We start from the raw sequence: 12,532 nt of genomic DNA, 5'->3' as shown, positions 1-12,532 counted from the left end.
TCTCTTTCTCCTTTCATTCTTTTAAAAGAAGGGCCGGCAGCGTCTCCGTTACCGGCCCTTCACACACATTATCAAGATCTATCAAATCTTACCGACAAGGTCAATGCTTGGCTTCAGAGTAGATTCGCCCTTCTTCCATTTAGCCGGGCAAACTTCTCCGTCGTGAGTAGCTACAAACTGTGCGGCTTCTACTTTGCGAAGCAATTCGCTGGCGTCACGACCAATATTGTTATCATTCAGTTCCACCACTTTAATCTTTCCTTCCGGATTGACAACGAATGTACCACGATAAGCCATACCTTCTTCTTCGATATACACACCCAGTGCACGGCTCAAAGCGCCGGTCGGGTCTGCCAACATCGGATATTTAATCTTACGGATACTTTCGGAAGCATCATGCCAGGCTTTGTGTACGAAATGCGAGTCAGTACTTACCGAGTAGATTTCCACACCCATTTCCTGGAACTGAGCATATTTGTCAGCCATATCTACCAATTCCGTCGGACATACAAATGTAAAGTCAGCAGGGTAGAAGAAAAGGATTGCCCATTTACCTTTCAGGTCGTTGTTGGTTACTGTCTTGAAGACTCCGTTTTGAAAAGCCTGAACGCTGAATTCAGGAAGTTGAGAATTTAAAATTGGTTCCATACTCTTTATTGCTTTTATTGTTATTAATTGATTTGACTTATAACATCAGAAACATCGTTTTGTTTTTTGTTTCTGATGCAAAGATAAAGGCAGAAACCCCGCCTTTGCAAAAAAAGTCCAATCGAATAATTCTATCGGATAATAGATGAAACCAATATGCCTGCCAGTGAAGCTACCTTTTTCTACTTCTTTGTTTTCAGCAAACGCATACTGAGAAAGCCTGCCAGAAAGATAACAATGGTTCCGAAGACAATGGTCAGGTTAGCATGAAACGGACTTGCATATTCGCTCATAAAACCATCCTTAAAGAAGATAGGAGACAAGCTCATCCAGACGACAACGATAATGCCACAGATCACTCCCAAAACGGCGTCAACATTCCGCGCCTTCTTTGAAATATACCCCAGCAGGAAGAGTCCCAGCATACCACCGCTAAAGATGGAGGACAAAGCCCACCATGCATCCAGTGCACTTTCTACATTCAAAAACGCCAGTGCTACAAAAATGCCAATTACTCCAATAAAGACATTAGAAATGTACAAGGCCCTCACCGACTGTTTTTCTGTCGGCTTTTTATTCATATAGCGGGTATAATAATCCGTGAGAATGATAGTAGCCGAACTGGTAATGCTCGTAGCCACCGTACTCATACCGGCAGCAAAAATAGAGGCAATCAGCAATCCGGTTAATCCGGTCGGAAGCGCATGCACAATAAAATAGGGAAAGACTGCATCTCCCTCAACTCCTGCCGGAAGAAATTCCGGAAATACCTTGCAATATGCATACAATGCCGTACCTATCATAAAGAACACGGCAGAAACCGGAATAAAGAGATAACCTCCGAAAAGAGCTGAGAACTTAGCCTGCTTATCACTCTTTGCGGTCAGATAACGCTGTACGTAATTCTGATCAATGCCATAATTCTGCAGATTGATAAACACACCATAAATAAGACATACCCAGAAAGTAGATTCGGTCAAACTGCTTCCGAAACTTCCCAAACTGAACTTATGATCAGTTATCGCTATTTGAAATACCTGGGCAGGTCCTTCGGGCATCTTAAACATCAGTACACAAAGACAAACGACTGCACCACCAATCAAAATAAATCCCTGAATTGCTTCCGTCCATATCACCGCCTTCAGACCACCCAGCATTGAATAGGCAATAATAGCGATGCTGGTTATTGCAATAATCATTTTGATATCCCATCCCAGCAAAGCATTCATAGGCAATGCGAGCAGATACAAAATAGAGCCCATCCGGGCAACTTGTGTCAAAAGATAACATGATGACGCATACATGCGCGCCCAGAGGCCAAAGCGTTCTTCCAGAAAGCTGTAAGCCGATACGCTTCCGATAGAACGATAAAAGGGTACAAAATATTTAGCAGCAAAGTACGAAGCTATCGGAATGGACAAGCTGAATACAAAAGCATTCCAATCGGACATATATGCTTTGCCCGGATAAGCCAGATAACTGATACTACTCACATACGTTGCGAAAATAGACATTCCCACAACCCAACCCGGAAGGGAACGTCCTGCCGAAGTAAACTCCTCCGACGAACGTTTCTTGTTGAAAAAAGAGCAGCCGAAGACAACAACTCCCCCCGTGAAGAATAAAAAAATTATAATGTCGAGAATAGACATAGCCGTTCATTTTTAGTTAAATTAATTACCTCAACACTACATCCACTCCCAGATTTTGAAGCGCTTTCCATATCTTTCCTCTTTCCCGTTGTTCAAACTTATGGAAAGGCGCAGCTACATAATCACTGCATATTCCCAGTAGATTGAGAGCACATTTCAGACCTTTCAGGTAACTGGACCCATGTTGCCCTACCGCATAGATCGTGGCACTGATTTGCATCACTTTTTCCTGCAAACGTCTCACTTCTTCGATATCCGCATTTTTTGCAGCATTGTATAAGCTCACATACAGTCCGGGGAACATATTCGCCCCTCCGTTTACTCCGCCATGAGCCCCCAGAAGCACGGACTCCGCCATTATTTCTTCCGGTCCTACCAGCATCGAAAAGTCCGGATTATCTTTCATGGCATACATCACCGACTGGAAATAAACAGTATTTGCCGAACTGTCTTTAAAACCGATCACTCCGGGATTCTCTGCTATCCGCTGAATAGTAGACGGTGCAAAGTTCACTTTGGTATGAGTCGGCATATTATACAGGAACAAGGGCAACGGCAACTGAGGCAGCAAATTTTCATAGAACTCGATCAATTCGGGCTGACCTGTCGCAAAATAATAGGGAGGAGCAGAAACGACAGCATCGGCCCCATGATCAGCCGCTATACAGGCAAGGTTCACGCTCTCCACAATCGAGGTATCAGAAATACATACCAGTACCGGCAACCGTCCTTTCGCTATACGACAGGTATTTTTAATCATTTCCACCCTCAATTTATAACTGAGACTTTGCGATTCACCGGTAGTTCCCAACACAAAAAGAGCATGTACGCCACCTGCAATGAGATGTTCAATCAGCTTTTGCAAACCTTCCACATCCAATACATCATCATCCAGCAAAGGAGTTACCAACGGAGGAATAATTCCCGATAAAGGAACATTCATTTTGTTATTCATAGCCTGATTCTTTTAATTTGTATATGATTGTTGTTAATGATACTAATAAGACGGGGTATTTACTATTTTGTAATCACATTATTCCATATCTGAAGAAAAGATTTTATATTTTTGTGGGCAGACAATCTTTTATATAAAATTGATAATTATGAAACATCCTCTTGCGCAATTTCTGTATTGCCCCGAATGCGGTTCTCCACATTTCGAAGTGAACAATGAAAAGTCTAAGAAATGCACAGACTGTGGTTTCGTTTATTATTTCAATCCGTCTGCCGCTACTGTGGCGCTGATTCTGAATGAAAAGAACGAACTGCTAGTCTGCCGCCGTGCCAAAGAACCTGCAAAAGGCACTCTCGATCTTCCCGGAGGGTTTATCGATATGAACGAAACAGGAGAAGAAGGTGTAAGCAGAGAAGTATTAGAGGAGACAGGATTGAAGGTGGACAAAGCGGTCTATCAGTTCTCCTTGCCGAACATCTATATCTATTCGGGCTTTCCCGTGCATACCCTCGATATGTTCTTTCTTTGTACCGTAAAAGACATGAGCCATTTCTCGGCAATGGATGACGTGGCAGATGCTTTCTTTCTGCCGTTATCGGAGATACGTCCGGAAGATTTCGGGTTGGATTCCATTCGACGGGGAGTTGTACAGTTTCTGGCTCAGCACAGTTAACTAAAGGGTTTACTAAACTTTCGGGTATCAGAAAACGTTTTAAATGAGGAAAATACTAAGATTCGTATTATCTTTGTAACCGCCATTAATTATAAAAACAACAATCACATGAAATTCAACATCAGACTTAATTACCCTCATCAGAAAGATGAAAAAGAGTCAAAAAAGAATAAGTATCTCGGATTCAAAATCGATGAGAGATAATTTACATAAAGATTTAAATGATTATAAAATAACTTTCAAAGGGTTTTCGTTGGAAGATATAGTCGTATTTTTGTCAAAACACTAGATTATGAAGAAAAGAATATCACGAATTATCTGCACCTTGTTGTGTTGTGCGCCGATTGCCATCTCCGCACAGACAAGCGAAAAGATAACCTCTCCTGTCAACCTTTATAAAGAAGGTAAAGAACTTTTCCAGGAAAAAAATTATGCAGCCGCTATACCTGCATTGAAAGCATTTGTAAAGCAAAAGCCAACAGCAAGTCTCCTTCAGGACGCAGAATATATGTTAGTCAGTTCGGCTTATGAACTGAAAGACAAAAACCGCATCGAGTTACTGCGTAAGTACCTCGAACGTTATCCCGATACTCCTTATGCCAACCGCATCTATTCGTTGTTGGCCTCCTGTTATTTCTACGAAGGGAAATATGATGAGGCATTAGCTCTCTTCAACTCTACCCGCCTCGATCTGTTGGGTAATGAAGAACGTGACGACCGCACCTACCAACTGGCAACCTGCTACATGAAGACCGATAATCTGAAAGAAGCCGCCATCTGGTTTGAAACATTGCGTGCCAGCAGTCCCAAATATGCAAAGGATTGCAGCTACTATCTTGCTTACATCCGTTACACTCAGAAACGTTATGACGAGGCATTGAAAGATTTCCTCCCCTTGCAGGACGATCCCAAATACAAAGCACTCGTACCTTATTATATAGCAGAGATTTATGCCATCAAGAAGAACTACGATAAGGCACAGATTGTAGCACAGAATTACCTGTCGGCCTATCCTAACAACGAACATGCCGCCGAAATGTACCGTATTCTGGGAGATGCTTACTACCACTTCGGCCAATATCATCAGGCAGTAGAAGCATTCACCGGCTATCTGGACAGAGATCACTCCGCTCCCCGCCGTGATGCGCTATATATGCTGGGCCTCTCCTATTACCAAACCAAAGTCTACTCCAAAGCAGCAGAAATGCTGGGACAAGTGACTACGACCAACGATGCACTGACACAGAATGCTTACCTGCACATGGGACTTTCATACCTACAGCTAGCAGAAAAAAACAAGGCACGTATGGCTTTCGAACAGGCCGCCGCTTCCAGTGCCAATCTCCAGATTAAGGAACAGGCTGCTTATAACTACGCACTTTGCCTGCACGAAACTTCCTATTCAGCTTTCGGTGAGTCGGTAACCGCCTTTGAGAAATTCCTCAATGAATTCCCGACATCTCCGTATGCCGAGAAAGTAAGCAACTATCTGGTAGAAGTTTATATGAATACCCGCAGCTACGAAGCTGCCTTGAAGTCTATCGAACGAATAGCAAAACCAAGTGCACAGATCATGGAAGCCAAACAAAAGATTCTCTTTCAGCTGGGCACACAGTCATTTGCCAATGCCAACTTCGAGCAGGCTCTCCAATATCTGAACCAGTCTATTGCCATCGGACAGTACAACCGCCAGACCAAAGCGGACGCTTACTACTGGTGTGGAGAATCTTACTACCGCCTCAACCGAATGATGGAAGCCGCCCGCGATTTCAACGCTTACCTGCAACTGACCACGCAGCCTAATAATGAAATGTATGCACTCGCCAACTACAACTTAGGATACATTGCCTTCCACCGTAAGGACTACACACAGGCAAGTAATTACTTCCAAAAATATATCCAGCTGGAAAAAGGAGAGAACAGAACAGCACTTGCAGATGCCTACAACCGTATCGGAGACTGCCACTTGAATGTGCGCAACTTCGAAGAAGCCAAACATTATTATTCGCAAGCCGAACAAATGAATACTCCTTCCGGAGATTATTCATTCTATCAGTTGGCACTCGTATCCGGTTTGCAGAAAGACTATACCGGCAAGATCACTCTTCTGAACAGACTGGTGGGCAAATATCCTTCTTCTCCGTATGCAGTGAACGCCATTTACGAGAAAGGCCGTTCTTATGTATTGATGGACAACAACAGCCAGGCTATTACCTCCTTCAAGGAAATGCTGGAGAAATATCCCGAAAGCCCTGTCAGCCGGAAAGCCGCAGCCGAAATCGGTTTGCTGTACTATCAGAACGGTAACTTCGATCAGGCAATCAATGCATATAAACAAGTAATTGAAAAGTATCCGGGCAGTGAAGAAGCCCGCCTGGCAATGCGCGATATGAAATCTATCTATGTAGATTTGAACCGCATCGACGAATTTGCTGCCTTAGCCAATGCGATGCCGGGACATATCCGTTTTGATGCCAGCGAGCAGGATTCTCTGACCTATGCTGCTGCTGAAAAGATTTATGCACGTGGCAGAACAGAAGAAGCCAAGAGCAGCCTTAATAAATATCTGCAAACCTTCCCGGAAGGAGCATTTAGCCTGAATGCGCATTATTATCTCTGCCAGATTGGAAATGAGCAGAAGAATTATGATATGGTGCTCCTCCACTCCGGAAAATTGCTTGAATATCCGAACAATCCATTTGCAGAAGAAGCGCTGATCATGCGTGCGGAAGTACAGTTCAACCAGCAACAGATGGCAGAAGCTCTGACAAGCTACAAGATGCTGAAAGAAAAAGCGACCAATGTAGAACGCCGCCAGCTTGCCGAAACCGGCATCCTGCGTTGTGCCTTCCTGCTGAGAGACGACGTGGAAACAATTCATGCAGCAACCGAGGTGCTGGCTGAAGCCAAGCTTAGTCCAGAACTGAAGAACGAAGCTCTTTATTATCGTGCGAAGGCTTATAAGAATCAGAAAGCGGACAAGAAAGCATTGGATGATTTCCGCGAATTGGCCAAGGATACCCGCAATTCTTATGGTGCCGAAGCTAAATACCAAGTTGCCCAAGCACTTTACGATGCCAAAGAATATGCGGCAGCAGAAAAAGAGCTGCTCAACTACATCGAACAGAGTACGCCACACGCTTATTGGCTAGCACGCAGCTTTGTCCTCCTGTCGGACGTATATGTCGCTATGGGTAAAGACCTCGACGCACGCCAGTATCTGCTGAGCCTGCAACAGAACTACCAGGGCAATGACGATATCGAGAGCATGATTGAAGACAGACTAAAGAAACTAAACAAGTAAAGATTGAAAAGTATGAAACGAACTCTTTATATAGCAGGAGGATTTACACTGGCATTTCTGATGCAGTCCAACCTTCAGGCACAGAATACTCAGCCGAAAGATACGACCATGAACCGCACGGTCGTCGTAGAACAGGAATATAATCCGGACATTTTGGATGCTTCCAAAGTGAATGTGCTGCCCAAAGTGGAAGAACCTACCGTCAGCAAAAAAGAAGTGGAATATGCCACTACTTTCTTCCCAGCTACCTCTATTCCTGCCGACCTGATGCGTCCCTATGTAGGAACGGAAGTGCAGCCCGGCAGCAAGCCCGGATATATACGCGCCGGATATGGAAACTACGGTAATCTGGATCTCCTTGCCAATTACCTGTTCCGTCTGTCGGGCAGGGACAAGTTGAACGTCCGCTTTCAGATGGACGGAATGGATGGCAAACTGACTATGCCGGAAGCAGACACGAAATGGAATGCTTATTATTACCGTACCCGCGCGAATATCGATTATATCCACCAGTTCAACAAGGTAGATTTCAACATCGCCGCTAATTTCGGACTCAGCAATTTCAACCTTTCTCCGGTTCAACCCGGCAAGCAGAAGTTTACTTCAGGAGACTTCCATCTGGGAGTAAAATCGACAGATGAAAATTATCCCATACAGTTCGAGGCGGAAACCAACCTGATGATGTACAACCGTCAGAACAATAACACTTTCTTTTTCAATGACAAAGTCGGAGAAACACAAGTGCATACCAAAGGATTGATCAGCGGTGCTATCAGCGACGAACAGAGCATCAACATCGGATTGGACATGCGTAATCTCATCTACAATAAAGACCTGAAACTTGCTGACGACCTCCAGGTATACGAGAACCGTACCGCTCTGGCACTGAATCCGTATTATAAACTCAGCAGCGACAGCTGGAATCTGCGTGCAGGAGCCAATGTGGATCTCTCATTCGGCAGCGGTAAATCATTCCGCGTGTCTCCGGATATAACAGCACAGTATATCTTTTCCGACAGCTACGTACTCTATGCGCAAGCTACCGGAGGCAAGCTGGTCAACGATTTCCGCAGACTGGAAACGATCTGTCCTTATGCCTTGCCGGCAGCCCCTATTCTTGATACATACGAACAGCTGAATGCAGCGATAGGATTTAAAGCGAGTCCTTATCCCGGATTATGGATCAATCTGTATGGCGGTTATCAGGATTTGAAAGACGATTTCTTTGAGGTGCAGGAAGAAACATTTGTCAACTATGATCCCTCACTCGCCGGTGATGGTCAGGAAGGAAATTCCTCCTCTCCGGTCACAGCACATCAATATCTGAATCTGGAATTCAGCAATGCCAACAACTTCTACACCGGTATGAAGATCAGCTATGAATATAAAGACCTCATTGCATTGTCCGCTGCTGGAACTTACCGCAACTGGGATGCGAAAGAAAAATACAGCCTGTATATGAAGCCTGCCTGCGAAATTAATTTCAGCGCAGACTTCCGCCCGATCACAGAACTGAATATCAATCTCGGTTACGATTATATCGGACGCACAAAGGTAGAAGGCATTAAAGCCGCAGCAGTCAGCGACCTGCATGCCGGAGCCAGCTATAATGTGTTCAAAGGAGTATCCGTGTATGCCCGGATTAATAATATCCTCAATAAGAAATACCAGTATTATCTGGGCTATCCTACAGAAGGTCTTAACTTTCTGGGAGGATTAAGCTTCAGCTTCTAGACAAGACATATTCTCCAAAGAGAAGAACCAATCAGATGCCCATCCTGTTATTGCCTATGTGCAACATAACAGGATGGGCTTTTTCATTGTTCCTTACAAATCCTTCTTTTCCATTCCGTCTATAATTTTGCATCAAGGTCTACCCATTTGTTACAGATAGTGTTTCTAGCTATTTGTGCACCTAATTTGGTGAATATTGCACGTCCATTTTTCACATCGTCCCTAATTTTGCATCATCATTAAAAGATAAATGAAGTTAACCTTATTGCACATAAGCAAAGGATATATTTAGAAACTGAAGAGAGAATAAAGAGAATAAAAGTCACCCCCCAATCCGGTTGACCTAACTATAAACTAAATATATTATTAACCTATCAAATTAAACAGTATGAGAAACGCGCTCAATTTAAGATTCTGCTTTCTTGTTACGTTTCTTTTATTCATACCGTTGATGTATGCCTTGCCCCCGGAAGGTATCACAATTAAGGGTAGAGTAACGGATGAAACACTCAAAGAAGGCGTTCCCGGAGCTAATGTGACTGTGAAAGGCACGAGTATTGGGACAATCACAGACTTTGACGGTAACTTTACGATCGTCGCCCCAAGCAAAAAATCCGTATTGAACATTTCCTTTATCGGGTATGTAACCCAAGAGATCGTGGTCGGAGACAGAACAATCATCAATGTTTCCTTAAAAGAAGATGCACAGAACCTCGGTGAAGTGGAAATTGTAGCTATCGCCTACGGTAATCAGGACAAGCGCATGCTTACCAGTGCCGTCTCCTCCATCGACAACAAAGAGCTGATCAAATCTCCGGCAACAAGTATCACGAACCTCCTCGCAGGAGCACTGCCGGGTGTATCTTCCGTACAGACCACCGGACAGCCAGGTAAAGATGCTGCTGCCATCTACGTACGTGGTGTCGGTTCATTAAATGATTCACAATCCAAGCCCCTGGTCTTAGTAGACGGAATAGAACGTGAGTTTTCACAAATCGACCCGAACGAAATCGAAAGTATTTCAGTATTGAAAGACGCCTCTTCCACCGCTGTATTCGGAGTAAGAGGTGCTAATGGCGTTGTATTGATCACCACCCGAAGAGGTAAAGCAGGCAAAACGCAGATTTCCGCCAGCACCAAACTGGGTCTGCAACAGCCCATCTCACTGGTAGAGCAGACCGGAAGTTACGAGTTCGCACGTTTCTGGAATATGAAGCAGGAGATGGACCACGTTACGAATCCTAAGTTATACTTCACTCCGGAACAGGTAGAAGCCTATCGTACCGGCTCAGACCCCATCATGTATCCCAGTATGGACTGGAAGAAGTATATTTTTAATAATATCTATCTTCAAAGCCAGAACAACCTAAACATCTCCGGCGGTAGTGATAATGTACGATACTTCATCTCAGTAGGTTATACTTATCAGAACGGACTTCTGAAAGAACTTCCCGGACAAATGTACGACAATAACTATCGTTACAACCGCTATAACTACCGCGCCAATATCGATGCCAATCTGACCAAGACCACTTCGATGAAACTCGGTGTCGGTGGTGTTTTAGGTAAGATACAGGAACCGCGCAGCGTCGTTTCGGGTACGGGAGAAGACCAGAATCCTTGGGTAATCGCACAGATCTGGTCACATCCGTTTGCCGGACCGGGATTTATCAACGGAGTACGTACACTGATTCCTAAAGATATGGTTCCGCTGGGAGAAGTGATGCGTGACGGTATGTTCGTATTCTACGGACAAGGTTACAATCAAACGTATGACACGACATTGAATCTGGATTTGGACATCACACAGAAACTGGACTTTATCACTCCGGGACTGAGCGTTTCCGTGAAAGGTGCTTACGACAATAAATTCAAACTGGAAAAAGTACGTACGGGAGGCGCCATCGAAGCGCAGACCGTGTACTATAAATCATACTTTGACACCAACGGTACGATGTCACAGACCGATCCTGACTACGATAAATCACTTATCTATGTACCCAGCGGCAGCGATACTCCGCTCACTTACTCGGAAAGCAGCGGACGCGGACAGAACTGGTATCTGGAAGGACGTATCAACTATGACCGTACATTCGGCGACCACAGAATATCCGGTCTGTTCCTTTACAATCAGTCGCGTAACTATTATCCGGACAGCTACACTTATCTGCCCCGTAACTACGTAGGACTGGTAGGACGTGCTACTTATGCCTATCAAAGTAAATATCTGCTCGACGTAAACGTCGGCTACAACGGTTCGGAAAACTTTGCTCCGGGCAGCACACGTTTCGGTGTATTCCCTTCCTTCTCTGCCGGATGGATCGCAACTGCCGAGAAGTTTATGGAAAACCAGAAAATCGTAGACTACCTGAAACTCAGAGCATCCTGGGGACGTGTCGGTAACGACAAGGGAGTGGACTCACGCTTTATGTACATGCCTGCCGTATGGGGATCATCGGGCAGTTACAGCTTCGGTGTGGACAATCCGATTTCCCAATCGGCAGCAGCCATCTCACGTATGGGTAACCCGGCAGTAACCTGGGAAACAGCCGACAAGCAGAACTACGGTATCGATCTTAAATTCTTCAACAGCCGCCTGTCCGCTACCTTCGACTACTTTATCGAACACCGCACAGGTATTCTGATCTCTCCGGAATCGACTCCAAGCATCATCGCAACTGCACTGCCTAACCTGAACATTGGTAAGGTAGACAACCACGGTTACGAAGTTTCTCTCGGCTGGCGCGATAAAATCGGAAAAGACTTCAATTATTATGTGGATGCCAACGTCTCTTTCGCACGCAACAAAATCCTCTATATGGACGAAGTGCCCAAGCAATTCTCTTATATGAACCAGACCGGTGGCTCTACCGGACGCCAGACCGGAGTATACAACTACATCCGTCTCTATCAGTACAGCGACTTCATCACCGGAGCTGACGGCGAACTGACCTTAAAGCCGGAACTGCCTCAGCCTTATCAGAAGGTGTATCCGGGTGACGCCATGTACGCCGACCTCAACGGAGACCACATCGTGGACGGTAATGACAAGAGCGTAGCAGGTTATGCTACCCGTCCGGAATACGTTTTCGGTATGAACATGGGATTCGACTGGAAAGGATTCAACTTCACCATGCAATGGGTAGGTTCCAAGAACGTTAACAGAATGTATGACATCGAATACCGCATCCCTTATACGAATGCCGGAAAGCGTGGTTTGCTGACTTACTTCTACGATGGTTGCTGGACCCCGGAAAACCAACTGGGAGCTGTTTATCCACGTCCGTCGGAAGAATCGGAAAGCTGGAACTCCGAGCCCTCTACTCTTTGGCTAGTGGATGCTTCCTATCTCCGTTTGAAAAGTCTGAGCTTCGGTTATACCATCACCGGAAAGAAATTCCTGAAGAAACTGGGTCTCAGCTCACTCGGATTAAACTTCAGCGGCTACAACCTGCTGACCTTCTCACCGCTTAAATATCTTGATCCGGAAAGTGATCCTAACCGATTCGGAGATTATCCGCTGATCAAAGTATATAGCTTCGGTTTAAATCTTAACTTCTAAAAAA

General features: G+C 44.9%; 7 protein-coding genes. 4 read left to right on the top strand and 3 right to left on the bottom strand.

Features of this window, described 5'->3' with window-relative positions:
• Positions 1-81 precede the first annotated feature (81 nt).
• The 3 genes from ahpC to BLW31_RS17885 form a co-directional block, all read right to left on the bottom strand.
• Entirely contained in the window at positions 82-648 is a 567-nt protein-coding gene (ahpC, locus tag BLW31_RS17895) for an alkyl hydroperoxide reductase subunit C (protein ID WP_010535637.1), read from the bottom strand.
• 182 nt (positions 649-830) lie between these two features.
• On the bottom strand, positions 831-2,300 hold the full coding sequence (locus tag BLW31_RS17890; protein ID WP_010535638.1) for a sodium:solute symporter family protein: 1,470 nt from the start codon (positions 2,298-2,300) through the stop codon (positions 831-833).
• Between the two features lie 25 nt (positions 2,301-2,325).
• On the bottom strand, positions 2,326-3,255 hold the full coding sequence (locus tag BLW31_RS17885; protein ID WP_010535639.1) for a dihydrodipicolinate synthase family protein: 930 nt from the start codon (positions 3,253-3,255) through the stop codon (positions 2,326-2,328).
• A 148-nt stretch (positions 3,256-3,403) separates the two neighbouring features.
• On the opposite strand from BLW31_RS17885, the gene BLW31_RS17880 reads away from it, so the two are divergent.
• The 4 genes from BLW31_RS17880 (at position 3,404) to BLW31_RS17865 (ending at position 12,528) form a co-directional block, all read left to right on the top strand.
• Positions 3,404-3,928 carry an NUDIX hydrolase gene (locus tag BLW31_RS17880; protein WP_010535640.1) on the top strand — a complete coding sequence of 175 codons (525 nt, stop codon included), beginning with the start codon at positions 3,404-3,406 and terminating at the stop codon, positions 3,926-3,928.
• Between the two features lie 292 nt (positions 3,929-4,220).
• The gene (locus tag BLW31_RS17875; RefSeq protein ID WP_022301065.1) at positions 4,221-7,232 is read left to right on the top strand and encodes a tetratricopeptide repeat protein; all 3,012 of its coding nucleotides are present in this window, start codon (positions 4,221-4,223) and stop codon (positions 7,230-7,232) included.
• Between the two features lie 12 nt (positions 7,233-7,244).
• The gene (locus BLW31_RS17870; protein WP_010535642.1) at positions 7,245-8,966 is read left to right on the top strand and encodes a TonB-dependent receptor; all 1,722 of its coding nucleotides are present in this window, start codon (positions 7,245-7,247) and stop codon (positions 8,964-8,966) included.
• Between the two features lie 388 nt (positions 8,967-9,354).
• A complete protein-coding gene (locus tag BLW31_RS17865; protein WP_022301067.1) occupies positions 9,355-12,528 on the top strand; it encodes a SusC/RagA family TonB-linked outer membrane protein in 3,174 nt (1,057 codons plus the stop codon).
• The last annotated feature ends 4 nt before the right edge of the window (positions 12,529-12,532 follow it).

It is taken from the genome of Bacteroides faecis MAJ27, from assembly GCF_900106755.1.
Classification (GTDB): Bacteria; Bacteroidota; Bacteroidia; order Bacteroidales; family Bacteroidaceae; genus Bacteroides; species Bacteroides faecis.
This window is presented reverse-complemented; position numbering and strand designations above follow the sequence as displayed.

Excerpts from the sequence above, each read along its gene's own strand:
- ahpC (WP_010535637.1), bottom strand. The coding sequence starts at position 648 with ATGGAACCAATTTTAAATTCTCAACTTCCTGAATTCAGCGTTCAGGCT.
- BLW31_RS17875 (WP_022301065.1), top strand. The coding sequence starts at position 4,221 with ATGAAGAAAAGAATATCACGAATTATCTGCACCTTGTTGTGTTGTGCG.
- BLW31_RS17885 (WP_010535639.1), bottom strand. The coding sequence starts at position 3,255 with ATGAATAACAAAATGAATGTTCCTTTATCGGGAATTATTCCTCCGTTG.
- BLW31_RS17880 (WP_010535640.1), top strand. The coding sequence starts at position 3,404 with ATGAAACATCCTCTTGCGCAATTTCTGTATTGCCCCGAATGCGGTTCT.
- BLW31_RS17865 (WP_022301067.1), top strand. The coding sequence starts at position 9,355 with ATGAGAAACGCGCTCAATTTAAGATTCTGCTTTCTTGTTACGTTTCTT.
- BLW31_RS17870 (WP_010535642.1), top strand. The coding sequence starts at position 7,245 with ATGAAACGAACTCTTTATATAGCAGGAGGATTTACACTGGCATTTCTG.
- BLW31_RS17890 (WP_010535638.1), bottom strand. The coding sequence starts at position 2,300 with ATGTCTATTCTCGACATTATAATTTTTTTATTCTTCACGGGGGGAGTT.